The organism is bacterium endosymbiont of Pedicinus badii (assembly GCF_002075085.1).
Taxonomy (GTDB): domain Bacteria; phylum Pseudomonadota; class Gammaproteobacteria; order Enterobacterales; family Enterobacteriaceae; genus PRUG.
This window is the reverse complement of the sequence record NZ_LKAS01000001.1, coordinates 74,473-100,597: the sequence shown is the minus strand read 5'-3', so window position 1 is coordinate 100,597 and position 26,125 is coordinate 74,473. Positions and strand designations below refer to the sequence as shown.

Below are 26,125 nucleotides of genomic sequence, written 5' to 3'. Positions count from 1 at the left end.
ATTTTATTTAATTTTAAGGAAATTTCATATTAAAAAGTGAAAAAAAATTATTTGAAGTATAGTAATACACATCTTTAATATCATCATCACGAATTTCAGATATTTTTTTAGCAATGTATCGAACGTTTGCAGGTTGATTTTCTTCTTTTCGTACAGGATTTGGAGATAAAAATGGAGAATCTGTTTCTATTAGTATCCTATCTTTTGGAATATATTTTACAACTTCTTCTATTTTTCTGTTCTTTTTAAAAGTGATAATACCAGAAAAAGAAATATAAAATCCCATATCTAATAAATCTTTTGCCATTTTTTTATCTTCTGAAAAACAATGCAATATACCTCCACACTTATCGACTTGATTATCTTTTAGAATTTCAATTGTTCTTTTTTTTGCATATCTTGAATGAACTATAATAGGTTTTTTAATTTTTTTTGCAACATCTATATGTTCTATAAAAGAATTTTCTTGAACTTTTTTATTATTATCTTTTAAAAAATCTAATCCTGTTTCTCCTATAGCTATAACTTTTTTTTCTTTAGAAAACTGCATAAATAAATCAAAATCATAACTATTTTTTAAATATAAAGGATGCTGTCCGCAAGAAAAAAATACATTTTTATAATTTTTAAGAATTTTAGTCATACTATGAAAATTTTTTATTTCTGTGCAAACACATAAAAAATACTGAACTTGATTTTTTTTCGCTTTTTCTATTATTTCTGAAATATTTTTACCTATTTTTTTAGCATTTATTTTATCAATGTGACAATGCGAATCCACTAAAAACATAAATACCTCTAAAAAAATTTAGAATTTTAAAAAATTAAATTATTTAGTATAAGCATTTCTCTTCCAATATTTTCTTCTTTTTCTATAATCTTTATTGTATCAATCCATTTCACTATAGTAGATAATAGAAAATTTGTAGAGAATTTATCTCCAATATTTTTTATTATATAAATACAATCAGTATTAAAGAAGAAATTTTTTATTCCTGCTTTCCATTTTACTGCATCTATTATAAAAGATACTGTCCAGTATAAAAATATAGTTTTGTATTTTTTTTTATAAAAAAATAGAAACAAATCTATGGGATCTCTATTCAGAATAGATCTATTTAAAATAGAACAAAAATTTTTCCTATCTTTCCATATTTTTTTCAATACTCTTTCTGCTTCAATTGGATAATTTTCAGAAATTCTTACTGCAAAAGTAATTTCGTCTTTTGTTAAAAAAAATTTTCTTTTTATCCATTTTATTGCATTTTCTTCACTTGGAGGTGGTATATTGATTATAGGAATAAGACTTTTATAAAAATAAAAATTTTTTTTATAACTTTCTGAACTAAGTAAAAAATATAAATTTTTTTTAGAAGGACTAATAATTTTTGAAAGTATTTTCTGATTTATATCTGATAATATAGAAATATTAGTGATCAAAAATACAGTTTTTTCTTTTTTTTCAAAACCTTTATAAGTATTTTTTGAAAGAAATAAAAGTACTTCTTCTATTTTCTCTTTTGTAAAACTTTTTTTAAAAGAAAAATAAAAAAATCTCTTATGTAAATAACTTTTAAATAATTTGCATGCCTTACAAATTTCACAAGAATAAATTTCCTTATTTTCACACAAAATATTTTGACAAATTTTAAAACATATATTTTTTATCTTATTTTTAAAATTACTATAAATTAATATAGACTTTTTTTTTTAGTAAATAAAAAGATTTTTTATATTCTCTAGATAACCAAGTATATTTTTTAAGTATATTTTTCATACCAATTAGTAAGTATTTTTTGAATTTCTTTATCAATTTTTTTTATGCTTTGTTGTGCATCAATGAGAAAAAAATTTTCTTTTTTAGATAATTTAATATAACTATTTCTTATTTTATTAAAAAATAAAAAAGAATTTTTTTCAATTTTATCTAATTTTCTTGCTTTTATAATTCTCTTTACTGCTTCTTTAGGATGTATATCTAAATAGATTATAATACTAGGTTTTAAAATTTTTGGCAAAAATAACTCTAAATATTTAATAAATTTTTTTTTTATTCCTCTTCCAGATACTTGATAGGCCAAAGTTGATATATTATATCTATCACTAACTACTATAAAATCATTTTGTAATTTAGGAATAATAACGTTTTTTACTATTTGTATTCTAGATGCATATAAAAGCAAAAGTTCTGTATACTTGTCTATTTTTTCGTCTCTCTCCTCAAGTAGTATTTTTCTTATTTCTTTTGATACTTTAGTACCACCTGGATCTTTAGTAGAGATAATCTTTTTTATACCTAGTCTCTTAAAAAATTCTACTATCTTTTTTACAAAAGTCGTTTTTCCAGATCCGTCTATTCCTTCTACAACAATAAATTTTTCTTTTTTTTTTTCATAATTTATAAAATACTATTCAAAATATTATAGATTTTTCTACTTTTATACACAATTTTCTCTATTTCTTTTATGAATACGATTTTAAAAACAGAGTTTGTAATAAATACTTCATCTGCTATTTTTAAAATACTTTTTTTTTCTTTCACTATTTTTATATTGTATCCAAAAATAGGAAACTTAGACAGTATTTTTTGTCTTATAATACCAGGTATTCCTGATTTTTGTAAATCAGGTGTATATACAGTATTTTTTATTCTCCAAAATATATTAGAATTAGAACATTCTATTAAATACCCTTGATTGTCTGTTAAAATTACTTCTTCTAATTTTTTACTTTCTATATATCTATTTATCAATACATATTCTAGTCTACTAATACATTTTATTCCAGATACAATTTTATTAAAAGATAGATTAATAGGACAAAAATGCAATTTAATGCCATTCTTTTTCCAAAATTTGTATTTTTTAGAAATTTTCCTAAAAAATAAAATACAAAAAAAACCTATACAACCTTTAATACTATACTCAAAATTTTTATTATTATTCCTTCCAATAATAACTTTAATAACTCCATCTTTTTTTATATTTTTAGATACTTTTAATATTTGACTTTTTACTTTAAGAATTTCAAACTTTTTAAAATACAATTTTTTTGCGGAGAATAATAATCTCTTTAAATGCAGATCAAGATCTTCTACCTTTCCTCTATAAATTCTAGCAGTAGTAAAAAATCCGTCTCCAAAATTCAATATTCTATTGTTTATGGGTACTATTTTTGTTTTTTTTCCATTTATCCAATACATATTTTTACAAATACTTAAATACTAAGGATCCATTAGATCCTCCAAATCCGAAAGAATTGCATAAAACATACTTTACATTTTTTACTTCTCTTGCTTCTTTTGGAACGTAGTCTAAATCACAATCTTTGTCTGGATTTTCTAAATTTATTGTAGGAGGAATAACTTTATTTTTTATAGAGAGAATTGAAAAAATTGATTCCACTGCTCCCGCTGCACCTAAAAGATGTCCTGTCATAGATTTAGTAGAACTAATCATAACTTTTTTTGCATGTTTTAAGAAAACTCTTTTTACAGATTCTGTTTCTGATTTATCACCAGCAATAGTGGAAGTGCCATGAGCATTAATATAATCTATTTTATCATAAGAAATATTAGCATCCTGTAAAGCATTTTTCATAGATAAGTAAGCTCCAAAACCATTTTTAGGAGGCAAAGTTATATGATAAGCATCACTGCTCATTCCAAATCCAACTAATTCTGCGTAAATATTAGCTCCTCTTTTTTTTGCGCACTCATATTCTTCTAGTACTACCGCTCCTGCTCCATCTCCTAAAACAAATCCATCTCTATCTTTATCCCAAGGTCTACTAGCAGATTTTGGATCTTCGTTTCTTGTAGAAAGAGCTCTAGCGGCACTAAATCCTCCTATTCCTAAAGGAGTAGTACCTTTTTCTGATCCACCAGCAATCATAATGTCAGCATCTCTGTTTACTATTGTTCTTGCTGCATATCCAATGTTATGCAATCCAGTTGCACAGGCAGTAGATATAGAAATATTTGGTCCTGTTATTCCACATTTAATTGATAGACATCCAGAAATCATGTTGATAATTGTAGCTGGTACGAAAAAGGGACTAATTTTTTTTGGTCCTTTTTTTAAAAGGATTTTATAATTTTCTTCTATTAATTGTAGACCTCCAATTCCAGATCCTATAGAAATTCCTATACGGTTTGAATTTTCAGAATTTATTGATATTCCTGAATCTTGTATAGCTTGAATTCCAGCAGCAACTCCGTACTGAATAAATTCATCCATTTTTTTTGCTTCTTTCTTAGAAAAATACATGCTAGAGTTAAAATTTTTTATAATTCCTGCAAAACGAGTTGGATATTGAGAAACATCAAAACTTTTTATTAAATCTATTCCACTTTTCCCATTAATAATATTTTTCCAAGTAGATTTTACACTATTACCTAATGGAGTAATCATTCCAATTCCTGTGATAACTACTCTACGAATTTTTTTCAATATATTCCTCCATTTTTGGGCAATCTTTATAAAATAAGATTGCCCAAAAAATCTATTTTTTATTTTTTTTAATAAAATCAATAGCAGCTTGAACAGTAGTAATTTTTTCTGCTTCTTCATCTGGTATTTCTATATCGAATTCTTCTTCTAAAGCCATTACTAACTCAACAGTATCCAAAGAATCTGCTCCCAAATCTTCTACAAAAGATGCTGTATTCACAACTTCTTCTTTTTTTACTCCCAATTGCTCAACAATAATTTTTTTAACTTTTTTTTCTATACTATTCATTTTTCATCCAAAATATATTATAAAATTCTTATAATATAAACTATTTGCTTTAGTAAATAAAAATTTATTGTTTTTATCTCATATAAATACCACCATTGATGTGTATAGTTTCTCCAGTTATATAAGAAGATTTTTCAGAAGCAAGAAAAAGCACTACATTTGCTACTTCCTTAGCTTCTCCAAATCGATTCATAGGTATACTCTTCAGTATCTCTCTTTTTCTTAAGCAATCCATTTTCTTTGTCATATCTGTTTTTATAAATCCAGGAGAAACTACATTGACAGTTATATTTCTTGAAGCTACTTCTCTTGCTAAAGACTTACTAAATCCTATTAAACCAGATTTAGAAGTAGAATAATTGCTCTGTCCAATATTTCCAGAATCAGCTATTAAAGAACTAATATTAATAATTCTACCAAACTTTTTTTTCAACATTCTATAAACTACAATTTTAGAAATGTAAAAAATAGAATGCAAATTTATTTGAAGTACTTGATTCCAGTCATCTATTTTCATTCTTATGAGAAGATTGTCTTTAATAATTCCTGCATTATTTACTAGTATGTCTATATTATTAAATTTATTATAGAATTTTTCGAAAAATTTTTTAATATTTTGAAAATTAGAAACATCTAGTTTCATTGCAAAAACATTTTTTTTAAAAATTTTCTCAATTTTTGAAATACCAAGTTTATTTGTGGAAGTTCCAACTACTATTGCTCCTTTATTAGAAAACATTTTTGCTATTTCGTAACCGATTCCTCTGCTAGCTCCTGTAACAAGAACAATTTTATTTTCAAATTCCATTTAGTTTTCCTTTATTTTCATTATTGCTTTTAATAAAGAATCTTTGCTATTAATAGGCATTATTAAACTATCTTTATCTAAATAATTTTTCGTAATTCTAGTTAAAATATTTTTCGGACCAATTTCAAAAATTTTTTTTATTTTTCTTTTTTTTAAATAATTAATCATGTTCATCCAATTAATTGATTTGTACATTTGTTGCGTTAAATATTTTTTAATTTCTTCTTTTTTTATTATTTTATTTTTATTTATACTACTCACTATAGGAATTTTTGGTTTACAAAAATTTATTTTTTTTAAAAAACGAAATAACTTAGTAGAAGTGGATTTCATAACTTTACAATGAGAAAGTACATTCATTGGAATTTTAAAAAATTTAAAGTTCTCAAAAATTTTTTTTTCTTCCAAAATACAAATAGATTTTTCTTTTCCACAGATAACTACTTGATCATAAGAGTTAAAATTCGTTAAATATATATTTTTGCTATTTAAATAATCTTTATAAAGATTCATAATTCTCTGGCAATTTTTTCCAATAACTGCAAACATTGAAAATCCTATTTTTTTAGAAAAATCTTGCATTATTTTTCCTCTAAATCGTACTAATTTAATTGCAGTACTAAAATCTATACTTTCAGAACAAACCAAAGCAGAATACTCTCCTAAACTATGACCCATCATATAAGATGGATTCAAATTACAGAAATATTTCCATACTTTCCATATAGCATAAGAACAAGTTAATATAGCAGGTTGAATAATAGAACTAGTATGCAAAGAATTTTTTGTATTATTTTTGATGATTCCCCAAAGATCGTATCCTAGTATTTCTGAAGACTCTAGAAATATTCTTTTTACTATTTGATAACTACTGTAGAGTTGAGATAGCATCCCTACTTCTTGCGATCCTTGACCAGGAAAAACAAAAGCAAATTTTCTGTTTTTTTTTTTTAAAAACGAATCAGTGCAGATCCCCAAGTAAATCCTCCTCCAAAAGCTTCTAAAAGTACTAATTGTCCAGGTTTTATTCTTCCGTCTCTTACAGCTTGATCCAATGCTAATGGAATAGAAGCAGAAGAAGTATTTCCATGTTTATCTAAGGTAATTATTATTTTCTTTTGGCTAATTTTAAATTTTAATTTTTTTATAATTGCTTTTATAATTCTCAAATTTGCTTGATGAGGTATAAACCAATCAATTTCTCTATAGTTGATTTTATTTTTTTTTATTGTTTCTTTAGTAATCTTAGTAAGATTTTTGACAGCTATTTTAAACACTTTTTTTCCAGACATGGTTAGATAAGAATATTTAGATTGATACATAAAATTAGGCAATTTTAGTAAATTTCCGTATTTCCCATTCGCATGTAAATGAGTTGCAATAATTCCAGGAATTTTAGATTTTTTTAAAACTACTGCTCCTGCACCGTCTCCAAACAAAATAATTGTCTTTTTATCATTTGGATCTATTACTCTACTTAGAATATCAGAACCTACTACTAATGCATATTTTATTGATCCATTTTTCATATAATTATCAGCTATACTTAAAGCATAAGAAAAACCTGCACATGCAGCTGATAAATCGAAGGCAATACTATCTCTAATTCCTAAATAGTGTTGAATTTGACAAGCTGAGCTAGGAAAAGCATAATCTGAAGATGTCGTTGCAACTATTATCATACTGATACTTTTCGGATTTATACCAGCCATTTTTATAGCTTTTTTAGCAGCTTTTTCTCCCATGCTAGAAACTGTTTCATTAAAGCTAGCAATACGTCTTTCTCTAATTCCAGTTCTTAAAAATATCCACTCATTTGAAGTATTTATGAATTTTTCTAAATCGAAATTAGAAAGAATTTTTTTTGGAAGATAGCCTCCAGTACCTATAATTTTAGTAAACATGAATTTTATAGACAAGAATTCGAATTTGTTGTTTATTGAAATTTCTATTTATAAAAATTTTCATAGTTTTTATTATAAAACGTAAAATTCTGTTATCTAATTTTTAGATTTATTTTATTTTTTTTCCTTTATAAAATCCTTTTTTTGTCATATAGTGTCTTATATGTATTTCTTTAGAAGTTCTATCGATTGAAAGCAAATTTTTCTTAATTTTGTCTTGCTATCTTCTCATCCCTCTTTTAGCTCTTGTTTTTCTATTTTGCTGTACAGCCATTTTATCCTCTATAGATTTTATGTTCAAAATCTGTATAATTTCGTAACTTTATTATATATTATTTTCTATTTACAAAAAACTTTACATTTTTTTTCTTGTAAAAAATACAGCAATTTTTTTATTGAAGGATTTATTGGAGCTTTAATTCTTTTTATCTTCTTAGTTTTCGGATGTACAAATTTTATCGAATAGGAATGTAGATACAATTTTTTAAATCCATTTTTTGTAAAAAGTTTATTAAGTTTTTTACTTCCGTATTTTTCATCTCCTATGATTGGATTTCCCATATACTTACTATGTATTCTAATTTGGTGTTTTCTTCCTGTATAAGGTATAATTTTTACATAAGTTGCATTTTTGAATTTTTTTTTCACAAGAAATTGTGTTTTAGAAAACTTCTTTTTCTTAATTTTCTTTTTATTTTTTATACGGTATTCTGATATTTCTTTTTTTATTATTCTATTTTTTACAACATTTCCATGTACTATTGCGAAATATTCTTTTTTAATTGTTTTATTGCGAAATTGTTCATGTAAATTTTTTAGTATAGATTTTTTTTTAGCCAAAAGAAGAATTCCGGAAGTTTTTTTATCTAATCTGTGAACTAACTCCAAGAATTTTGTATCTTTCATAAAAATCTTTAATTTTTCTATTAAACCGAACTTTACGAAATTTCCTCCATGAACGGACATATTATTAGGTTTATTAAAAGCAAGTATTTCTTTATCTTGGTACAAAATTCTATCTCGAAAAGTATTTTTTTCTTTTTTTGTTAATCGATAATTTAATGTAGTTTTTTTTTTATTTTTGGAGGTATTCTAATAACATCCAAATTTTTAAGTCTATAATTAACTTTTATCCTTCTTTTATTAATTCTAACTTGTCCAGTTCTGATAATCTGATAAATCTTACTTCTTGGAATTTTTAATTTAGATATTAAAAAATTGTCAATTCTTTGTTGTATGCTGCATTCTGATACAATAAAAATATTTTCATTTTTCATAGTCTAATAGTAATAAAATAAAAAATTTTTTCTTGTAATATATCAAATATTAAGTATTATTTTCCAATGAATTTATTTTTTTTAGTAATTGAATACAAAAAAAAAATATTTAATACTTAGAATGCAAATCAAATTAAAGAGTAAATTTATGACGAAAAGGATGCTTATTAATGCTTCAAAAAAAACAGAACTTAGAATTGCTTTAATTGAAAATAATGAATTATGTGATTTAGGGATAGAGAGGAATGATTATAAAATAAAAAAATCTAATATTTATAAAGGAAAAATTACAAGAATCGAACCAAGTTTAGAAGCAGTATTCGTTAGTTATGGAATGGAAAAAAATGGATTTTTACCTTTTAAAGAAATGAATGAAGAATATTTAAAAAAAAATAAAGCAAATAAAAAATACAATTTTTGCAAAGAATTTTTAATTGGAAAAGAAATTATCATACAAATTAATAAAGAAGAAAGAAGCAAAAAGGGAGCTTCATTAACGACTTATATTAGTTTAGCAGGAAATTATCTTGTATTGCTACCAAATACTACTGGATCTAATGGAATTTCTAGAAAAATAGAAGGAGAAAGAAGAAACAAGATAAAAGAAATAATATCTAATATGTATATCCCAGAAAATATGAGTATTATTATACGAACCGCTGGAGCAGAAAAAACAGAAAAAGAATTACAAATTGATTTAAATTTTTTACTAAATATTTGGAAAAAAATTCAAAATTCTGCAAAAAAAAAATCTGCTCCTTGTTTAATTTATAAAGATAGTAATATTGTTATAAGAACTTTTAGAGATTATTTGATATCAGATATTAAAGAAATCATAATTGATGATTATATGGTACTAAATTTAGCAAAGAACTATATCTGTTCTTTAGGAAAATTTGAATACGCAAAAAAGATCAAATTTTACAAAGGAAAAATACCAATTTTTGAAAAATACAAAATAGAAACACAAATTGAATCTATCTTTCAAAGAGAAATACGACTACCTTCCGGAGGATCTATATTCATAGATAGTACAGAAGCTCTAACTGCTATAGATATAAATTCTTCTAAATATACTAGTGCTTGTGATATAGAAGAAACAGCTCTAAATACCAATCTAGAAGCTACTTACGAAATTGCTAAACAAATCAGACTAAGAGATTTAGGAGGATTGATAGTTATAGATTTTATAGATATGAATATAATTGATCATCAAAAAGAAGTAGAAAATTCTTTTAAGAAATTTATTCAAAAAGACAGAGCCAGAATTCAAATTGGAAAAATATCAAAATTTGGACTTCTTGAGCTTTCTAGACAAAGACTAAACTATTCTTTAAAAGTATCTAGCATACATATTTGTCCTTTTTGTATAGGAACTGGAACATTTAATAGTACAAATTCTTTTTATATTTCTATGTTGCGTACGATAAAAGAATTATGTATAAGGAAAAGTACTAATTATATAGAAATTGTTGTTCCTACAATAATAGCAAAATACTTACTTAGGAAAAAGAGAAATAGTCTTCTTTCTATAAAGAAAAATTTTTTTGACATAAAAATTAAAACTTTTTCTAAAAAAAAAACTAAGATACCGAACTATGAGATTTTGGAAATTAAAAAGAATAAAAATACAAAAGATTTTTTTCTACATCATATATCAAAAAGTTTTCTAAAAAAAATTTGCTATTTAAAAAAAATTTTTGTTTTTTTTATAAGTTTTTTATATAAAAAAGTTTTGTATTCCATAAAAATTGCCAAAAATAAAATTTTTTGTTTAGTAAAAAATAAAAAAAAAAAAAAATATTCAATTTACAAAAAAAAGAAAAATTTTTTTTTGAATCATAGAAAAAATAGAAATAATATTTCATTCAATAAGAATAAAAAAATTATAAAAAATAAAATTATCTTTGATAAATACGAAAATGAAATAAATTTCAAAAAAAATAAGACTTTTGAGTATTACACCTTATCTAGTATAAAAAATATAATCAATTTTAAAAATTCAGAAATTTTTTATTTAGCAAAAAATACAGAAATACAAAGAAATATTTATTATTTGCATAGAAAGAAGTATTCGTATAGCATTAGTAAAAAAAATAAAAAAATTTAATTTTATTAAATTCGTATGCAAAAATTTTCGCTAGTAAATTAGGAATTGTATTTTTATTTTTGAAAATAACTTTTTAATTCATAAAAAATTTTATAAAACACTTTAATTCAAATAATTTTAACATTTTAAATAAATTTTATAGAAATATTTTATCCAATAATTTGTGAAATTTTACAAAATTCTACAATTTTATTCATAATAGATATAAATAAAATATGCTAATATCTATTATAAAATATACTATTTGATACTAAATTTTTGGCTTTTTTATAAAAAAAATTCTAGTATTATGCCAAAAATTTTAACTTTTAAACTTTTTTAGACTAAAAATTTGAATACTTTGATGAAAGAAACTATAAAAATTTTTATATACGTATTCTCTATTTTGTATTTTACAAATTCTTTTTTTAGCAAAGAATATGATTTACCAAATAAAAATGGTAGACTAGTTGGAAAAAATATAATTTTTACTATTCCAGAAAACAACAAACTTCCTTTAGAATATTTTGCAAAAAAATTTCAAGTGGGAATAAGTAATTTATTAGAGGCTAATCCTAAAGTAGATGTTTATCTTCCAAAACAAAGAGAAAAAATAATTATACCTCATAGTCTTATTCTTCCAGATACTATACAAAAAGGTATTATTATCAATTTAGCAGAAATGCGTCTCTATTATTATCCAGAAAATACTAAGAAAGTTATAGTATTTCCTATAGGAATAGGACAAATTGGAAGTGATACTCCGTCAAATTGGATTACGTATATTATAAAAAAAAAAAAAAATCCCTCTTGGATTCCAAGTGCCAGTATTAAATCAGAATATAAAAAATTAGGTATAGAATTACCTATTGTATTTCCTCCTGGACCAAAAAATCCTATGGGACCATATGCTCTATATATAGGAAATTCGTATGCTATACATGGAACAAATGCAAATTTTGGTATAGGTCTTAGAGTAAGTCACGGTTGTGTTAGATTAAGAAATAGTGATATTGAATATTTGTACAATCATGTTCCTAAAAAAACTAGAGTGGAAATTATTAATAAACCAATAAAATTTTCTATAGAACAAAATAAAAAATACTACATTGAAGTGCATGATCCTTTATCTAATTCTAAAGAACAACTATTTTCTAATGATAAAAATCCTATAGAAATTTCTAAAGAAGAAAAAAAGATTTTATCTTCTAAATACATAGATCAAATAAAATTAAAAAACGCATTAGAAAAACGTCAAGGAATTCCTATTGATATTACTAAATAAGTACCCAGGACGAGACTTGAACTCGTAAAGCTTTTTTTAAGCCGAAGGATTTTAAGTCCTTTGTGTCTACCAATTCCACCACCTGGGCAAAGGCGTGTTTCGGAATCGAACCGAAGTATACGGATTTGCAATCCGTCACATAAGCCACTCTGTCAACACGCCATTATAAAATTATTATAATAGATTTTTTAAAATTTAAAATAGGATTTTTATTTACAAAGATCTTTTCTAATTAAAAAAAAATAGTACATCATAGAAAAAAAAGCTATAATTGTTGTAAAGTATAAAAAAAATATTCCTACTATTTGTATTCTATAATTAGGGTTCCATAACAGGATAATTATGGATAACATTTGAGATGTGGTTTTAATCTTTCCGAAAAAAGAAACTTTAATTTTTTTGCTCTTTCCTATATACGCAGCCCATTGTCTTAATGCAGAAACTATAATTTCTCTTATTATTAGTAAAGTAATAGGTATCGTAATCCATACAGTATGAAAAAATTCTAAAATTAAAGTTAAAGCAGTAATTACTATAATTTTATCTACTACTGGATCTAAAAATGTACCAAACTTAGTAATTTTTTTTGTTTTTCTAGCTAAAAAACCATCAAACCAATCTGTTATTGCCCCTAGAAAAAAAATTACTGCAGAAAATAAAGAAGAATTTTTATTCTGTATATAAAAACTAAAAGTGAAAAAAGGGATAGTAATTAATCTAAATATAGTAATATAAATAGGTATATTAAATCTCATTTTTATTTTTCTAAAAATTAAGAATCTCTACCTGATAACAAAACGGAGGAGTAGAGATTCGAACTCTAGAATGCAAACTGCATTTCCGATTTTCAAGACCGGTGCCTTAAACCACTCGACCACTCCTCCAAAATATATATTTTATTATAGAGATTTTTTTTTTTTTGTAAAATTCTATATTTGATAAAATATTTTTTTCTTTTCTTGTAATTATCGCTATTTTGATTTATCTTTCTAAAGGAAATATACTATAATTTTACTCATAGGATATAAAAATGAATCGAATTATTATTACTTCTTCAGAGAAGAAATCTACTGCGAGAACTAATAGAGTTTTAAGAAATACATACTTTTTATTATTTTTAACTACTTTATTTTCCGCTTTAACAGCAACTCTAAGCATATTTCTTAATCTTCCATCTCCAGGATTTTTAGTTACTATAGTAGGATTTTACGGTCTTTTATACTTGACAAATAAATATTCTGAAACAAAAAAAGGTATTATAGCAACATTTTCTTTAACTGGATTTATGGGATATACAATAAGTCCTTTACTAAAATTAGTTTTTTATTCTAACTCTTATGAAATTGTTTTAGTTGCTCTTTTTGGAACAGCATTAGTATTTTTATCTTGTTCATTATATTTAATAATAACAAAAAAAAATATGTCTTTTCTAACTAATACTATTACTGCTGGATTTGTAGTTTTAGTTGTCTGTAGTCTACTGAATCTTTTTTTACATATTCCTATTTTTTCTTTGGTAATTAGTGGAATGTTTATTATTTTCTCTTCAATTACAATGCTTTGGGAAATTAGTAACATTATACATAGAGGAGAAACAAACTACGTAAGAGCTACAGTAAATCTGTACGTTTCTATATACAATTTATTCGTTAGCATTACAAATGTACTATTTGGATGGAAAAATAATTAGCTTTTATTTTTATGGAATGGAACAGAAAAATTGCTATTAGATTTGCTAAAGAAGAAGGAATCGTTCTGAATAAAATGCATTGGAAAATCATTTATTTAGTTAGAAAATTCTATAAAAAATACAACTTTTTTCCTTCTGATAAAATGCTAGTAAGTTTTATAAAAAAAAGGTTTGGAAAGCAATTCGGAAGCAGTATATATTTGTTTAAATTATTTTCTTTCAATGCTAATAAAAAAATAAAAAAAATTGCTGGCATACCTAATTCAAAAGTGTGTTTTTAAAAATCAGTATTCGCAAATTTTTTCCGATTTTTAAGGAGAAAAATATGATTTTAAGTAAATTTAGCATAGGACAAAAAGTAGTACATAAACTTCTGGGATATTCTGGAGTTGTAATAGATGCAGATCCTGAATATGCTTTAGAAAAACCTTCTATAGAAGAAATTTCTATAGAAAATAACTCTTTTAAAAAAAATCCTTGGTATCATGTAATTATGGAAGATGAAGAAGGAAAACCAATACATACATACTTAGCGGAAGAGCAATTAGGATACGAAATAAATACGGAAAAATCCAAATTATTGTATGAGTTATCTAAATCCATTCGTATGCAACTACAATTACCTCGTTTGAGAAATTAAATTACAAATTATAATAAATAGATATAAAATTTTTATGCAAAAAATAGAAAACAAAAAAAAATTTTATTCTAAAGATGACTTATTAGCTTCTAGCAGAGGAGAATTATTTGGAAAATTAGGACCAAAACTTCCTGCTCCAAATATGCTAATGATGGATAGAGTAGTGCAAATGAATACTAATGGAGGAAATTATAGAAAAGGATTTGTAGAAGCAGAATTAGATATATATCCGGAAATGTGGTTTTTTCAATGTCATTTTATTGGTGATCCAGTTATGCCTGGATGTTTAGGCTTAGATGCTATGTGGCAATTAGTAGGATTTTATTTAGGATGGTTGGGAGGAAAAGGAAGAGGAAGAGCTTTAGGAGTAGGAGAAGTTAAATTTTCCGGACAAATTCTTCCAATTGCTAAAAAAGTTACTTATAGAATTCATTTTAGAAGAGTAATATACAGAAAACTAATGATGGGTATGGCAGATGGAGAAGTATTTTGTGATGGAAAAATTATTTATACTTCAAATGATTTAAAAGTAGGACTTTTTAAAGAAAAACAAAAATTTTAAAATTGCGTTATATTTTGAATATAACGCAAGATTTTGCTATATATATTTAACTATTTCTTTAATTATTTTTGGACCTTTATATATAAAACCAGTACAAACTTGTACTAAAGAAGCTCCAAAAAAAATTTTTTCTCTTGCTGATATTAAAGAATCTACTCCTCCAGATCCAATTATAATAACTTCTTCCTTCAAGACTTCTTTTAGTATTTTAATTACATTTGTACTTTTTATTTGTAAAGCTTTTCCACTGATTGTTCCTTTTTGATGAGAAAAATTTAGTCCATTAATCAAATTTTTATCTTTAGTTGAATTTGTTGCAATAATTCCATCAACTTTGAAATCTAGAATGTTTTCTGCAATTTTAATAATTGTATTTTTAGTAAGATCTGGTTGTATTTTGATTACTATAGGTACGTATTTTTTTTTCTCTTTTTTTAAAAATTTTTGTTTATTTTTTATTTCCTTAATCCAATTTTTTAAAGATTCTAAATTAGAAAGAAAAACACTAGGAATATTAATAGAAATATATCCTACTATAGGATAGGATTTTTCTATACACAATAAATGATCTTTTATAATACTTTCTATATCTTGATTTTCATTGCTTGCAATGTTTATCCCTATAATTCCATTAAAACTACTTTTTTTTATATTTTCTATAACAAAATCAATTCCTTTATTTTCATACCCTATTCTGCTTATTAAACTTTTAGCTTTTTTAATTGCAAATATTCTTGGTTTTAAATTTCCTATTTTTGGTTTTGGAGTTACAGTACCGACTTCTATAAATCCGAATCCTAATGATCCAAATAAATCAATATATTCTGCATTGTAATCCATTCCTGGAGATAATCCTACTGGATTTTTAAAAGATAATCCCATACATTTTACAGTTTTTAATGGTACAGATTGTTTAACAAGAAAACCAAAAGGAGTACCAAGAATTTTTTTTAATTTGTTTAGTATCATATGATTTTTTGATTCTTCATCCATTTTAAATAAAAATTTTTTAAGCATTGAATACAACACTTTATTCTCCTTGCATAAACATGATATTTATTTTTAAAAAAAACAGTTATATAATTAATTATATAGACTTTAAAATACAAAAATTCTGGATTCTATAAAATAATTATATGCCAAAAATTTTAGAAATAGTAAAAATTTTAAAAAGTAAAAAAAATATTTTAGATATTATTTTAGTAAGAGGATGGGTAAAAACAAGAAGAGATTCAAAATTAGGAATTTCTTTTATATCTATTCACGATGGATCTTGTCTCAATTCTTTGCAAATAATAGCTAAAAAAAAAAATATAAAAAATTATAGTAATGAAATTTTAAAATTAAATAGTGGCTGTTCAATAGAAGTACTTGGAACTGTAGTAAAATCTATAGGGAAAAAACAAAAATACGAAGTTTTGGCTAAAAAAATTAAAGTGCTGGGATTAGTCAAAAATCCAGAAAAATATCCTATTTCTTCAAAAAATCATACATTAGAATACTTAAGAGAAGTTGCACATCTTCGTCCTAGAACTAATATTATAGGAGCAATCACTAGAATAAGAAATACTGTTTCTTATGCAATTCATAGATTTATGTATGAAAAAGGTTTTTATTGGATATCTACTCCAATAATAAGTACTTCAGATGCAGAAGGGGCAGGAAAAACTTTTTTGATTTATACAGAATATCTTAAAAACCAAAAAATTTCGTATTCTAAAACTAAGTTTTTTGGAAAAAAAACTTTTTTAACGGTTTCTGGTCAATTAAATGCGGAATCTTATGCATGTGCTCTATCTAAAGTATATACATTTGGACCAACATTTAGAGCAGAAAACTCTAATACTACTAGACATCTTTCTGAACTTTGGATGGTAGAACCGGAAATGGCTTTTATAGATTTAAAAAAAATCATTCATTTCTCTGAAAAAATGCTAAAATACATATTTCAATTCGTTCTTTTAGAAAGATACGAAGATTTAAAATTTTTATCAAGAAAAAATAGTAGTATTATTACTAGAATAGAAAATTTCATAAATACAAAAATGAAAGTAATAGAATATTCTGATGCAATAGAAATATTAAATCAGGAAAAAAAATATAGTAATTTTTTATGGGGTCAAGATCTTTCTATAGAGCAAGAAAAATTTTTATCAAATGAATATTTTAATTCTATCGTAGCGATAAAAAATTATCCTAAAAGCATAAAAGCATTTTATATGAGAATTAATAAAGATAAAAAAACAGTATCTTCATTTGATATTATTACTCCTGAAATAGGAGAAATTATAGGAGGATCACAAAGAGAAGAAAGATTAAAATTTCTTGATAAAAGAATAAAAGAATGCAAATTAAAAAAAGAAGAATACTGGTGGTATAGAGATTTAAGAAAGTACGGAACAGTTCCTCATTCTGGATTCGGAATGGGACTAGAAAGATTAGTATGCTTTATTACAGGAATGAAAAATGTTAGAGATACAATACCTTTTCCAAGAAGTAGAAATCAAGCAGAATTTTAGAATTCTATTTCCTTTAAAAAAAGATTATTTTTTTTTTCTTCTTCAGTATTTGTTGTATCTCCATGTCCTGGAAGAATTCTGTTCTTTTCTCCTAATGAAAAAATTTTTTTTATAGAACACAACATATTTTTCGTATTTCCTCCGAATAAATCTGTTCTTCCTATACTTCCTTTAAAAATTATATCTCCAACCACTAAAAAATTAAAATCTGGAATAAAAAATATTACGTGTCCTGGAGAATGTCCTGGGCAATGAAATGATTGAATTTTTAATTTTCCAACTTGAAAAATTTGCTTATCTGTTACCCAAAAATCTGGAAAAAATACAGGTATTTTCTTGAAATTAAAAATTTCAGATTGTTCAGGAATAAGTTTAAATAGTAATTTTTCTTTTATATTAGGACCTATAATCGGAACAGAATAAAATTTAGAAAAGTACTTTGCTGCGTATATATGATCAATATGACCATGTGTTAAAAATATGTATTTAATATTTATTTTTTTCAGAAAAACAAAATTTTTTATTTTTTTTGAATTTTCTCCAGGATCGATTAAAACTCCTATTTTTGTAGATTTACACCATATAATAGAACAATTTTGTTTTAATTTTGTTACAACAATTATTTTATATTCCATACAATTCATTTTTTAAAATTTTTTCTACAATTTTTATATCCTTAATTCTATTTACACTATATAAATCTATATTTTTTAGCACAGTAACATGTATTTTTCTTGCATACCAAAGTATTCTAAGTTGTTCTAAATTTTCCATTTTTTCTAATTTTGTCTTTTTCCAATTATGGTATATTTGAATAAATTTTGAAGAGTATATGTATATACCAATATGTTTAATATAATTGGATACCGTCTTATTTTTTATAGCATCATTTTCTTTTCTCCAAGGTATAGGATATCTAGAAAAATATAGAGCATTTTGATTACAATCTAAAACTATTTTTACTGAATCAAAACTTAGTAAATCTTGTAAATTTGTAAAATGTGTTCCTAAAGTTTCTACTTCAGATTTATTTTTTACAAATTTTTTTGCTAGTGTATTAATTATATTATGATTTACAAGAATTTCATCACCTTGCAAATTAATAATTATTTCTTCTTTTTGTAAATTAAATTTTTTAATAGCTTCATATAATCTTTCTGTACCAGAATCGCATTTTTTTTCAATTAAACAAGCTTCGCAATCTAATTTTCTAGAATAATTAAATATTTCTTGTGAATCTGTTGCTACAATTATTTTATTTGCTAAAGAATTTTTAGCATTTTGAATAGTATAAAAAAGAATTGGTTTTTCAAAAATTTTAAATAGTAACTTTTTAGGAAATCTTTTTGAACCGATTCTAGCTGGAATAATAATACTAAATTTCATTGGATTTTTCTTTTTTAGTTATTTTTCTTGTCTTATTTTTTAATAAAATTGGAATTTTTTGTTTTATAGGAAAAGCTAATTTTTCTTTTTTACAGATAAGTTCTTTTCTATTTTTAGAAATAGTTAAAGCACTTTTACAAATAGGACAAACTAAAATATTTAATAAAAAACTATCCATTTTATTTCTTTTGTATCTAAAATTTTATTAATCAGTTTTTGTATAAAAATTTATTTTTCTGAATCCTTAGTATTATAAAATTTCTGTATTTTTTATTTTATCATTGCATTTATCTCATTTATAATTTTTTATAAAAATTAAAGTACTATTTTTTATAAAAAACAAATTCTTTAAAATTTAAAAATTACTAGAATTATTGTATTAATATTTAGAAAATACATAAAAATAATTTTTGTTTAATAGTACTTAAAATAAAAATCACTTATAGATTAAGTTACTATTTTTATCTACTACAAATTTTGTAACTAAAAAATTTTAGCTTTCTTTTTTATAATAAAATCAGATTAATAGAAAATTATTTTATAGTGTTTTTCTATACAAAAAAATAAATTTTTCAAAGATTTTTTACACGAAAAAATGCAAATAAATTTAGTATATAAATTTTTTCTGCATAATTGGTTTATTACATAAAATACAATTTTTATGCTAAAATTTGTTTCTGTACATTTGTAACTTATATCAAAATCTAAATAGTACTTAAAGTTTTTATTGCTACATAATAATGATTATTTCCTAAAAAATAGACATCATAACCTTTTTATAAGTATTTTAAAAATTTAATTACTCAAATAATACTATGCAAAATTTATAATAAATTTTTCTTACTATTCTTTCCAGTCTGTAAATTATAAAGTTTTGCATACAATCCTTGTTTTTTTATTAACTGTATATGATTACCAAATTCTATTACTTTTCCTTTTTCTAAAACTAAAATTTTATCAAATTTTTTTACCGTATTAATTCTATGAGTGATAGTTAAAAAAGTTCTATTTTTTAACAATCTACTAATAGATTTATGAATGTAATATTCTGATTTGCTATCTAATTCTGCTGTTGCTTCATCAAATATAATAATTGGAGCATCTTTTAAAAAAGCTCTAGCAATAGCAATTTTTTTTTTCTGTCCATTAGACAGTAAGTTGCCTCCTTCTCCTATAATAGTATTTAAACCATATTTAGTTTTACTTATAAATTCTGATGCATTAGCCATATTAATAGCTTTTTCTATCTGTTTTTTTGAAAAATTACTTTTTTCATAGGTAATATTATTAATTATAGTATCGTTAAATAAATGTACATTCTGCGAAACAATAGAAATTTTTTTTCTTAAATAGGATAATTTATATCTAGTAAGATTTATTCCATCTAAAAATATTTTTCCGTTATTTATTTCGTACAATCTTACTAAAAGATTCACTATAGTTGATTTTCCTGATCCAGAAGATCCTACTAATGCTACTTTAGTTCCTGCAAGAATATTAAAGTTTATTTTTTGTAAAACTGGAAACTTTTGTTTTTCATAAAAAAAAGTAACATTTTGAAAACTTATATTACCTTTAAAATTCTTTACATTAGAAATACCCTTATTTTTTTCTGTATTTTTATCCAATATAGAAAATAAAACTTGACAAATTGTCATACCTTTTTGAAACTGCATATTTACATTATTAAAAGACTTCAAAGGTTTCATTAATGAAATCATTGAAGAAAATATAACAGTTATAGTACCAGAAGTAAGATTTTCCATAATATAAGGTATGCTTGAAAGAAATAAAATTGTAGACAATCCAATGGAAGAAATAAATTGTATAATAGGATCTATAATAGAAGTTGAAAACATCATTCTCATGTTTTGCTTTCTTATAGTATTGTTAATATTTTTAAACTTTTCTTTTTCAATTTTTTGTCTTCCAAAAAGGAGTATTTCTTTATGGGATTTTAGCATTTGTTCTGTAACGCTGGTAATGTCTCCCATAGTTTTTTGAATTTTTTTGCTAATATTACGAAAACTATTCGAAATAATTTTAGTAAAATATAATAGTATTGGAGATATAAAAAATAAAATAATCGATAATTTCCAACTATGCAAAATCATCATAATGGAAAGACCTACTATTAAAGTACCTTCTCTTACAAAAGTTACCAAAGAAAATGAAGAAGAATAAGCAATTTGTTCTGTATCGTATATAATTCTAGAAAGTAATTCTCCTGTTTTATTTTCATCAAAAAATTTTGTTGACATATGCATAATATGTCTGAATAGAAGAAGACGCATTTTCATAACTACTTTACCAGATACCCAATACATAAAATAATTAGAAATAAAACTACTAATACCCTTTATACTCATAGAAACAATTGTCATTATTGCTGTTGTTATTAGAATACGTTTATTAAATTTATTAAAACCTTCATCTAGTAAAGGTCTTAACAAAGACAGCATAAAAATTTCACTAACTGCATTTATTATAAGAGCTACTATCGAAATTATTAATCCAAATTTAAAAGGTACTATAATTTTCCAAAAACGAAAAAAAGTTTTTTTTATAGAATTTTTTTTTAACATTTCAATTTATTAAAAATTTTATAAAAATTTTTTACGAAAAAAAGATATCTCTTAAAGATATTTTCTTTATAGGATAAAGAAATTACTACTTTACTTTTTTTTGATTGCATCTTTTAATTTTCTACTAGCTCTAAATTTTGGAATGTATTTTCCTTCAGTTTTAAAAGATTTTTTTGTTTTAGGATGTTTTAAAATTCTTGGAGGAAAATACTTTAGAAAGAAAACTCCAAATCCTCTTAATTCAATTTTTTTTCCTTTGGAAAGATTTGAAGAAATTAAATCTATTGTATTTGTTACTATATTTTGTATAGTAGATTTTGCAATTTTTTTATTTTTTATATACAAAATTTTTATTAAGTCTTTTTTGTTCATTTTATTGTTCTTTTTTGTTAGTTGCAGCTTTAAATGCTTCTGTCATTACATTTGAAAATTTTTGTTCTTCTTTATTTTTATTTTCTTTATTTCTATTTTCTTGATGCGTATAAAATTCTAGTATAATCAAACGATTTTTTTTATCTATTGCTGTAATTTTACAATCTATTTTACTACCTAAAGAAAATTTAAGTCTTTTTTCTAAATTATAATTTTTATTTTTTTCTAAAAAATTTAATCTTCCAAATATACCTTCTTTAATTTTCACTAGGACATACTGATCATAAACTTCATAGATTTCTCCAGAAATAAGTTCATTTTTTTCTATTTTTTTTGTATAAGAAATAAATGGATCCTCTGTCAGTTGTTTAATTCCTAAAGATATTCTTTCTCTTTCTACATCTACTTGTAGTACAACAGCTTGTATTTCCTCTCCTTTTTTATAGATTTTTACAGCATCTTCTCCTCTAAATTCCCAAGATATATCAGAAAGATGAATTAATCCGTCTACTCCACCTTGTAAACCAACGAATATTCCAAAATCTGTAATAGATTTTATTTTTCCTAGTACTTTATCTCCAATTTTATTTTTTTTCTTAAATTTTTTCCAAGGATTTGGTTTACATTGTTTGATTCCTAAAGAAATCCTTCTTTTTTCTTCATCAATATCTAAAATCATTACTTCCTTAATTTCTCCTAATTGTACAACTTTAGAAGGATGCAAATTCTTTTTTGTCCAATCCATTTCTGATATGTGAACAAGGCCTTCTACACCTTCTTGGATTTCTACAAAACATCCATAGTCAGTTAGATTAGTAACTTTTCCTTTTATTTTGGATCCACTAGGATATTTTTTAGATATATCGATCCAAGGGTCTTCTTCAAGTTGCTTTAATCCTAAAGAAACTCTTGTTTTTTCTTTATCAAATTTAAGTATTTTAACAAAAATTTCTTCTCCTATTTCTACAATTTCGTTTGGATGTTTTACTCTTTTCCAAGCCATATCTGTAATATGTAGCAGTCCATCTAATCCTCCCAAATCAATAAAAGCTCCGTATTCTGTTAAATTTTTAACTATTCCTTTAATCTTATCTCCCTCTTGTAGACTAGAAAGAATTTTATTTCTTTCTACGCTGTTTTCTGATTCTATAACTGCTCTTCTAGAAATTACTACGTTATTCCTTTTTTGATCTAATTTGATTACTTTAAACTCTAGTTCTTTTCCTTCTAACTGCATAGAATCTTTAATAGGTCTTATATCTACTAAAGAACCTGGAAGAAAAGCTCTTATGCCGTTTATTTCAGCAGTGAAACCTCCTTTTACTTTTCCATTAATAATTCCTATAACACTATTTTTATTTTCATGAGCTTTTTCTAAAGAAAGCCAAGCTTCATGTTTTTTAGCTTTTTCTCTAGAAAGAATTGTATTTCCAAAACCATCTTCTATAGCATCTAAAGTTACATCTACAATATCTCCAACTTTGACTTCTAAATTTCCTTTTCTATCTAAAAATTGTTCTATTGGTATATTTGATTCAGATTTTAAATTTGCATCCACTAAAACTATATCTTTTTTTATATCTATAATTTTTCCTTTTATAATAGATCCAGGTTTGGTATCTATAATTTTTAAAAATTTTTTAAAAACTTTTAAAAAATTTTTTTTTGTATTTTCCATTTTTTTTATTTAAAAAAATTTAATTTTTTATATTTTACAGAAATTTTACAGAATAAAACAATATTAATGCATATTTATAAGTAATTCTATCATTAATAAAATTCTTGTAGAGTTTTGTTTTATAAAAAATTTAATTTGTTATGAATATTTTTATAGATACTACAAAAATAGAATTTTTACTGCAATATATTGCACTAAAGATTAAAAATTAGATAAATGAAGAAAAAATTTGTAAAAATCAGGAAAACTTTTATCTACACAACTAGAATTTAAAAGTTCTATTAAGTATCCTTTACAGCATAGTAAAGAAAAACACATAGCTATTCTATGATCTCCATGAGTGTCTATCGTTATAAATTTTTTGTTTTTTTCTTCAATTTTTATAATTTTTATGCAATTTTTACTTACTTTTGAATTCACACCAATTTTTCTTAATTCTTTTTTAAAAACTAAAATTCTGTTTGTTTCTTTAAAGTTCCAACTGTACAATCCTTTTATTTTTATATTTTGATTAAAAAGTATAGAAGAAATTAAAAGAGTCATGGAAGAATCTGGTATGTTAATTGCATTTATATTTCTACTAAAATTTAAGAAACTTTTTCTACAAATAATTCTACTTTTTTTTATTTTTAAATTAGCTCCCATTTTTTTTAGTAAATAAAAAAATTTTATTTCTCCTTGTATAGTTTTTTTTCCTATTCCTTTTACAACCATTTTTCTTCCACTGTATAAAGCGGCTACAGCGAAATAGGATGCACTAACTACATCACTTTCAATAAAATATCTACCTTTTGAAATATATTTTTGATTTCCTTTAATAAAAAATACTTTATAAGATCTATTTTCTACTTGTACTCCAAATTGTTGCATTATGGATAATGTCATATCTATATAGGATTTAGAGCAAATACTACCTTCTACTAAAATTTTTGTATCTTTCTTTAATTGTGGAGCAATCATTAAAATTCCACTTAAAAATTGACTAGAAATAGTACAATTTACTTTTATTAAACCTCCTTTTAATCCACCATTTACAATAATTGGTGGATACTTATTTTTTCTTAAGTACTTTATTTTAGCTCCTCCTTGCAATAGAGAACGAACTAAATCTCCAATTGGTCTACTTAAAATTTGTTTTTTCCCAGTAATGGTGATATTTTTACAATCTACAGATAAAGAAGAAGATAAAAATCTCATTGTTGTTCCAGAATTATCTGTATTTATTGAAATATTTTTTTTTCTAAAAACTCCGTTATTTCCTAGTATTTCGCAATACTTCTTTTTTTTTTTTAATTTACAAAAAACACCTAATTTTCTTAAAGAAATCAACATAGAAAAAAAGTCTCTATTAATAGGAATATTATATATCTTTGTTTTTCCAATTGCTTGAGAAGCAATGATAAGTATTCTATTTGCTATACTTTTTGAACCTGGTAATCTAATAGATCCAAAAATATTTTTTATAGGATTTAGTAAAATTTTTTTCATTTTTAAAAATTTTTATAAGTTTTAGAAAAATTTTTCATAAAAGATACTAACTTTTCTACTCCTTCAATTGACATAGCATTATACAAAGAAGCCCTTATTCCTCCAACTTTGGCATGCCCTTTCAAAAAAAGTAGTCCAATTTTCATAGACATTTTTAAAAAAATTTCTTGTAAGTATTTGTTTTTTATAAAAAAAACTACATTCATTTTAGATCTGCTAATAGGAAGAATATGATTCTGGTATATTTTATATTTATCAATTATACTGTACAAAATTTTTGATTTTTCTTGATTCATTTTATAAATATTTGTAATTCCAATAGATTTAATCCATTCTATTACTAGATTTGCAACATACCAAGAAAATGTGGAAGGAGTATTAAATAAAGATTTTTTTTTTTGAATAATTTGATAATTTAGAAAAGAGGGAAGAAAACTATTTTTTTTTAATTTTAATAAATCTTCTCTTATGATTACTAAAGAAAAACCAGAAATTCCTATATTTTTTTGAGAAGCAGCGTATATTATACCAAATTTTTTAATATTAATTGGATGCGATAGAATTGAAGAAGAAAAATCAGCAACTAGAATTTTATTTTTAAAAATTGGTACTTCTTCTATTGAAAGACCTTCTATAGTTTCATTTGCACAGTAATGTATGTATACACTTTTTTTTGTAATATTCCAATCTTTCATAGGAGATAGAAAAATTTTATTTCCTTTTTTTTTTACTATATTTATAATATTTACTTTACAGTATTTTTTGGCTTCTTGAATTGCATACTTTGACCAAATTCCGCTATATACATAATCTGCTTGCGTACTAGTATTGCTAATAAGATTCATAGGAACCGCAGAAAATTGAGATCTTCCGCTACCTGTACAAAATAGTATCTTATAATTTTTAGGAATATTCATAATTTCTCTTAAGTTTTTTTTCATATTTTCTAGCATTGTGAAAAAATTTTCGTTTCTATGACTAACTTCCATAACAGAAACGTGCAAATCTTTCCAATTAAAAAGTTCTTTTTTAATCTTTTTAATAACTGTACTCGGAATAGAAGAAGGTCCTGCGCTAAAATTAAATATTCTTTTCATAATTA

The 26,125-nt window shown here is 23.7% G+C and carries 27 protein-coding genes, 3 tRNA genes and 2 pseudogenes; 7 read left to right on the top strand and 25 right to left on the bottom strand.

The window, feature by feature from the left end; translation table 11 throughout:
• Positions 1 to 13: 13 nt before the first annotated feature.
• The 12 genes and pseudogenes from AOQ89_RS00555 to AOQ89_RS00500 all read right to left on the bottom strand — a co-directional run bounded on the left by AOQ89_RS00555 (position 14) and on the right by AOQ89_RS00500 (position 8,729).
• The gene (locus AOQ89_RS00555; protein WP_080872287.1) at positions 14 to 790 is read right to left on the bottom strand and encodes a TatD family hydrolase; all 777 of its coding nucleotides are present in this window, start codon (positions 788 to 790) and stop codon (positions 14 to 16) included.
• 26 nt (positions 791 to 816) lie between these two features.
• Positions 817 to 1,647, bottom strand: coding sequence for a DNA polymerase III subunit delta' C-terminal domain-containing protein (locus AOQ89_RS00550; RefSeq protein WP_243469324.1), 831 nt, complete (start codon positions 1,645 to 1,647; stop codon positions 817 to 819).
• Positions 1,648 to 1,760: 113 nt separating this feature from the next.
• A complete protein-coding gene (tmk, locus tag AOQ89_RS00545; RefSeq protein ID WP_280938072.1) occupies positions 1,761 to 2,372 on the bottom strand; it encodes a dTMP kinase in 612 nt (203 codons plus the stop codon).
• Between the two features lie 26 nt (positions 2,373 to 2,398).
• The gene (gene pabC / locus AOQ89_RS00540) at positions 2,399 to 3,202 is read right to left on the bottom strand and encodes an aminodeoxychorismate lyase (RefSeq protein ID WP_080872279.1); all 804 of its coding nucleotides are present in this window, start codon (positions 3,200 to 3,202) and stop codon (positions 2,399 to 2,401) included.
• 4 nt (positions 3,203 to 3,206) lie between these two features.
• Positions 3,207 to 4,442, bottom strand: coding sequence for a beta-ketoacyl-ACP synthase II (gene fabF, locus AOQ89_RS00535; RefSeq protein WP_280938071.1), 1,236 nt, complete (start codon positions 4,440 to 4,442; stop codon positions 3,207 to 3,209).
• A 61-nt stretch (positions 4,443 to 4,503) separates the two neighbouring features.
• A complete protein-coding gene (gene acpP / locus AOQ89_RS00530) occupies positions 4,504 to 4,740 on the bottom strand; it encodes an acyl carrier protein (protein WP_080872273.1) in 237 nt (78 codons plus the stop codon).
• A gap of 73 nt (positions 4,741 to 4,813) precedes the next feature.
• Positions 4,814 to 5,548 (bottom strand): 3-oxoacyl-[acyl-carrier-protein] reductase, encoded by a 735-nt coding sequence (gene fabG / locus AOQ89_RS00525; RefSeq protein ID WP_080872269.1) that lies wholly within the window; start codon positions 5,546 to 5,548, stop codon positions 4,814 to 4,816.
• Positions 5,549 to 6,526: an ACP S-malonyltransferase gene (gene fabD, locus AOQ89_RS00520; protein ID WP_080872267.1), complete on the bottom strand. Its 978-nt coding sequence runs from the start codon at positions 6,524 to 6,526 to the stop codon at positions 5,549 to 5,551.
• The gene (locus AOQ89_RS00515) at positions 6,499 to 7,452 is read right to left on the bottom strand and encodes a beta-ketoacyl-ACP synthase III (RefSeq protein ID WP_080872264.1); all 954 of its coding nucleotides are present in this window, start codon (positions 7,450 to 7,452) and stop codon (positions 6,499 to 6,501) included. Before AOQ89_RS00515 ends, fabD begins: the two co-directional genes overlap by 28 nt.
• Before the next feature lie 109 nt (positions 7,453 to 7,561).
• Positions 7,562 to 7,726, bottom strand: a pseudogene (rpmF, locus tag AOQ89_RS00510) (50S ribosomal protein L32).
• 65 nt (positions 7,727 to 7,791) lie between these two features.
• A pseudogene (locus AOQ89_RS00505) lies at positions 7,792 to 8,478 on the bottom strand (RluA family pseudouridine synthase); the annotation flags it as partial.
• Between the two features lie 32 nt (positions 8,479 to 8,510).
• Complete coding sequence (locus tag AOQ89_RS00500) at positions 8,511 to 8,729, bottom strand: S4 domain-containing protein (protein WP_080872260.1); 219 nt, start codon at positions 8,727 to 8,729, stop codon at positions 8,511 to 8,513.
• A 121-nt stretch (positions 8,730 to 8,850) separates the two neighbouring features.
• Here AOQ89_RS00500 and AOQ89_RS00495 point away from each other — a divergent pair, with 121 nt between their 5' ends.
• Together AOQ89_RS00495 and AOQ89_RS00490 are read left to right on the top strand one after the other, a co-directional pair.
• Positions 8,851 to 10,839, top strand: a complete 1,989-nt coding sequence (locus AOQ89_RS00495; RefSeq protein ID WP_243469315.1) for an Rne/Rng family ribonuclease — start codon at positions 8,851 to 8,853, stop codon at positions 10,837 to 10,839.
• Positions 10,840 to 11,170: 331 nt separating this feature from the next.
• Positions 11,171 to 12,103: a L,D-transpeptidase family protein gene (locus tag AOQ89_RS00490; RefSeq protein ID WP_243469314.1), complete on the top strand. Its 933-nt coding sequence runs from the start codon at positions 11,171 to 11,173 to the stop codon at positions 12,101 to 12,103.
• Position 12,104: 1 nt separating this feature from the next.
• Here AOQ89_RS00490 and AOQ89_RS00485 read toward each other — a convergent pair.
• The 4 genes from AOQ89_RS00485 to AOQ89_RS00475 all read right to left on the bottom strand — a co-directional run bounded on the left by AOQ89_RS00485 (position 12,105) and on the right by AOQ89_RS00475 (position 12,987).
• A tRNA-Leu gene (locus AOQ89_RS00485) sits at positions 12,105 to 12,191 on the bottom strand.
• Positions 12,192 to 12,193: 2 nt separating this feature from the next.
• Positions 12,194 to 12,265 (bottom strand) — tRNA-Cys (locus AOQ89_RS03015).
• A 47-nt stretch (positions 12,266 to 12,312) separates the two neighbouring features.
• On the bottom strand, positions 12,313 to 12,858 hold the full coding sequence (pgsA, locus tag AOQ89_RS00480; protein ID WP_080872255.1) for a CDP-diacylglycerol--glycerol-3-phosphate 3-phosphatidyltransferase: 546 nt from the start codon (positions 12,856 to 12,858) through the stop codon (positions 12,313 to 12,315).
• A gap of 43 nt (positions 12,859 to 12,901) precedes the next feature.
• Positions 12,902 to 12,987: transfer RNA gene (locus tag AOQ89_RS00475), tRNA-Ser, on the bottom strand.
• 146 nt (positions 12,988 to 13,133) lie between these two features.
• Here AOQ89_RS00475 and AOQ89_RS00470 point away from each other — a divergent pair.
• From AOQ89_RS00470 to fabA, 4 genes are read left to right on the top strand one after another with little or no spacing between them, the layout of a single operon-like run.
• Positions 13,134 to 13,793 (top strand): Bax inhibitor-1 family protein, encoded by a 660-nt coding sequence (locus tag AOQ89_RS00470; RefSeq protein WP_080872253.1) that lies wholly within the window; start codon positions 13,134 to 13,136, stop codon positions 13,791 to 13,793.
• A gap of 11 nt (positions 13,794 to 13,804) precedes the next feature.
• Positions 13,805 to 14,074, top strand: a complete 270-nt coding sequence (locus AOQ89_RS00465) for a TusE/DsrC/DsvC family sulfur relay protein (RefSeq protein ID WP_080872251.1) — start codon at positions 13,805 to 13,807, stop codon at positions 14,072 to 14,074.
• A 44-nt stretch (positions 14,075 to 14,118) separates the two neighbouring features.
• A complete protein-coding gene (gene hspQ / locus AOQ89_RS00460) occupies positions 14,119 to 14,433 on the top strand; it encodes a heat shock protein HspQ (protein WP_080872622.1) in 315 nt (104 codons plus the stop codon).
• Positions 14,434 to 14,467: 34 nt separating this feature from the next.
• Positions 14,468 to 14,995, top strand: coding sequence for a bifunctional 3-hydroxydecanoyl-ACP dehydratase/trans-2-decenoyl-ACP isomerase (fabA, locus tag AOQ89_RS00455; protein ID WP_425356347.1), 528 nt, complete (start codon positions 14,468 to 14,470; stop codon positions 14,993 to 14,995).
• Between the two features lie 36 nt (positions 14,996 to 15,031).
• On the opposite strand, the gene pyrD is transcribed toward fabA, so the two are convergent.
• Positions 15,032 to 16,012, bottom strand: a complete 981-nt coding sequence (pyrD, locus tag AOQ89_RS00450) for a dihydroorotate dehydrogenase (quinone) (RefSeq protein ID WP_280938065.1) — start codon at positions 16,010 to 16,012, stop codon at positions 15,032 to 15,034.
• A 119-nt stretch (positions 16,013 to 16,131) separates the two neighbouring features.
• Between pyrD and asnS the strand changes: the two genes are divergently transcribed.
• Positions 16,132 to 17,514, top strand: coding sequence for an asparagine--tRNA ligase (gene asnS, locus AOQ89_RS00445; protein ID WP_080872247.1), 1,383 nt, complete (start codon positions 16,132 to 16,134; stop codon positions 17,512 to 17,514).
• On the opposite strand, the gene AOQ89_RS00440 is transcribed toward asnS, so the two are convergent.
• The 8 genes from AOQ89_RS00440 to serC all read right to left on the bottom strand — a co-directional run bounded on the left by AOQ89_RS00440 (position 17,511) and on the right by serC (position 26,120).
• A complete protein-coding gene (locus AOQ89_RS00440) occupies positions 17,511 to 18,149 on the bottom strand; it encodes an MBL fold metallo-hydrolase (protein ID WP_195909750.1) in 639 nt (212 codons plus the stop codon). The two genes, asnS and AOQ89_RS00440, sit on opposite strands and share 4 nt — an antisense overlap.
• Positions 18,139 to 18,900, bottom strand: coding sequence for a 3-deoxy-manno-octulosonate cytidylyltransferase (kdsB, locus tag AOQ89_RS00435; RefSeq protein ID WP_080872239.1), 762 nt, complete (start codon positions 18,898 to 18,900; stop codon positions 18,139 to 18,141). Before kdsB ends, AOQ89_RS00440 begins: the two co-directional genes overlap by 11 nt.
• Positions 18,890 to 19,078, bottom strand: a complete 189-nt coding sequence (locus AOQ89_RS00430; RefSeq protein WP_080872234.1) for a Trm112 family protein — start codon at positions 19,076 to 19,078, stop codon at positions 18,890 to 18,892. The genes kdsB and AOQ89_RS00430 overlap by 11 nt, the downstream gene beginning before the upstream one ends.
• A gap of 646 nt (positions 19,079 to 19,724) precedes the next feature.
• Positions 19,725 to 21,485 (bottom strand): lipid A export permease/ATP-binding protein MsbA, encoded by a 1,761-nt coding sequence (gene msbA / locus AOQ89_RS00425; RefSeq protein ID WP_080872230.1) that lies wholly within the window; start codon positions 21,483 to 21,485, stop codon positions 19,725 to 19,727.
• A 90-nt stretch (positions 21,486 to 21,575) separates the two neighbouring features.
• A complete protein-coding gene (locus AOQ89_RS00420; protein WP_080872223.1) occupies positions 21,576 to 21,857 on the bottom strand; it encodes an HU family DNA-binding protein in 282 nt (93 codons plus the stop codon).
• Between the two features lies 1 nt (position 21,858).
• Positions 21,859 to 23,535, bottom strand: a complete 1,677-nt coding sequence (rpsA, locus tag AOQ89_RS00415) for a 30S ribosomal protein S1 (protein ID WP_080872218.1) — start codon at positions 23,533 to 23,535, stop codon at positions 21,859 to 21,861.
• Positions 23,536 to 23,736: 201 nt separating this feature from the next.
• Positions 23,737 to 25,023: a 3-phosphoshikimate 1-carboxyvinyltransferase gene (gene aroA, locus AOQ89_RS00410; RefSeq protein WP_080872214.1), complete on the bottom strand. Its 1,287-nt coding sequence runs from the start codon at positions 25,021 to 25,023 to the stop codon at positions 23,737 to 23,739.
• A 2-nt stretch (positions 25,024 to 25,025) separates the two neighbouring features.
• Entirely contained in the window at positions 25,026 to 26,120 is a 1,095-nt protein-coding gene (gene serC, locus AOQ89_RS00405) for a 3-phosphoserine/phosphohydroxythreonine transaminase (protein WP_080872211.1), read from the bottom strand.
• Positions 26,121 to 26,125 lie beyond the last annotated feature (5 nt).

What these genes read in the sequence shown, in the direction of transcription:
- AOQ89_RS00555 (WP_080872287.1), bottom strand. Translation starts at nt 790, where the DNA reads ATGTTTTTAGTGGATTCGCATTGTCACATTGATAAAATAAATGCTAAA.
- pabC (WP_080872279.1), bottom strand. Translation starts at nt 3,202, where the DNA reads ATGTATTGGATAAATGGAAAAAAAACAAAAATAGTACCCATAAACAAT.
- acpP (WP_080872273.1), bottom strand. Translation starts at nt 4,740, where the DNA reads ATGAATAGTATAGAAAAAAAAGTTAAAAAAATTATTGTTGAGCAATTG.
- fabG (WP_080872269.1), bottom strand. Translation starts at nt 5,548, where the DNA reads ATGGAATTTGAAAATAAAATTGTTCTTGTTACAGGAGCTAGCAGAGGA.
- AOQ89_RS00515 (WP_080872264.1), bottom strand. Translation starts at nt 7,452, where the DNA reads ATGTTTACTAAAATTATAGGTACTGGAGGCTATCTTCCAAAAAAAATT.
- AOQ89_RS00500 (WP_080872260.1), bottom strand. Translation starts at nt 8,729, where the DNA reads ATGAAAAATGAAAATATTTTTATTGTATCAGAATGCAGCATACAACAA.
- AOQ89_RS00495 (WP_243469315.1), top strand. Translation starts at nt 8,851, where the DNA reads ATGCAAATCAAATTAAAGAGTAAATTTATGACGAAAAGGATGCTTATT.
- pgsA (WP_080872255.1), bottom strand. Translation starts at nt 12,858, where the DNA reads ATGAGATTTAATATACCTATTTATATTACTATATTTAGATTAATTACT.
- AOQ89_RS00470 (WP_080872253.1), top strand. Translation starts at nt 13,134, where the DNA reads ATGAATCGAATTATTATTACTTCTTCAGAGAAGAAATCTACTGCGAGA.
- AOQ89_RS00465 (WP_080872251.1), top strand. Translation starts at nt 13,805, where the DNA reads ATGGAATGGAACAGAAAAATTGCTATTAGATTTGCTAAAGAAGAAGGA.
- hspQ (WP_080872622.1), top strand. Translation starts at nt 14,119, where the DNA reads ATGATTTTAAGTAAATTTAGCATAGGACAAAAAGTAGTACATAAACTT.
- fabA (WP_425356347.1), top strand. Translation starts at nt 14,468, where the DNA reads ATGCAAAAAATAGAAAACAAAAAAAAATTTTATTCTAAAGATGACTTA.
- pyrD (WP_280938065.1), bottom strand. Translation starts at nt 16,012, where the DNA reads ATGCTTAAAAAATTTTTATTTAAAATGGATGAAGAATCAAAAAATCAT.
- asnS (WP_080872247.1), top strand. Translation starts at nt 16,132, where the DNA reads ATGCCAAAAATTTTAGAAATAGTAAAAATTTTAAAAAGTAAAAAAAAT.
- AOQ89_RS00440 (WP_195909750.1), bottom strand. Translation starts at nt 18,149, where the DNA reads ATGGAATATAAAATAATTGTTGTAACAAAATTAAAACAAAATTGTTCT.
- kdsB (WP_080872239.1), bottom strand. Translation starts at nt 18,900, where the DNA reads ATGAAATTTAGTATTATTATTCCAGCTAGAATCGGTTCAAAAAGATTT.
- AOQ89_RS00430 (WP_080872234.1), bottom strand. Translation starts at nt 19,078, where the DNA reads ATGGATAGTTTTTTATTAAATATTTTAGTTTGTCCTATTTGTAAAAGT.
- msbA (WP_080872230.1), bottom strand. Translation starts at nt 21,485, where the DNA reads ATGTTAAAAAAAAATTCTATAAAAAAAACTTTTTTTCGTTTTTGGAAA.
- AOQ89_RS00420 (WP_080872223.1), bottom strand. Translation starts at nt 21,857, where the DNA reads ATGAACAAAAAAGACTTAATAAAAATTTTGTATATAAAAAATAAAAAA.
- rpsA (WP_080872218.1), bottom strand. Translation starts at nt 23,535, where the DNA reads ATGGAAAATACAAAAAAAAATTTTTTAAAAGTTTTTAAAAAATTTTTA.
- aroA (WP_080872214.1), bottom strand. Translation starts at nt 25,023, where the DNA reads ATGAAAAAAATTTTACTAAATCCTATAAAAAATATTTTTGGATCTATT.
- serC (WP_080872211.1), bottom strand. Translation starts at nt 26,120, where the DNA reads ATGAAAAGAATATTTAATTTTAGCGCAGGACCTTCTTCTATTCCGAGT.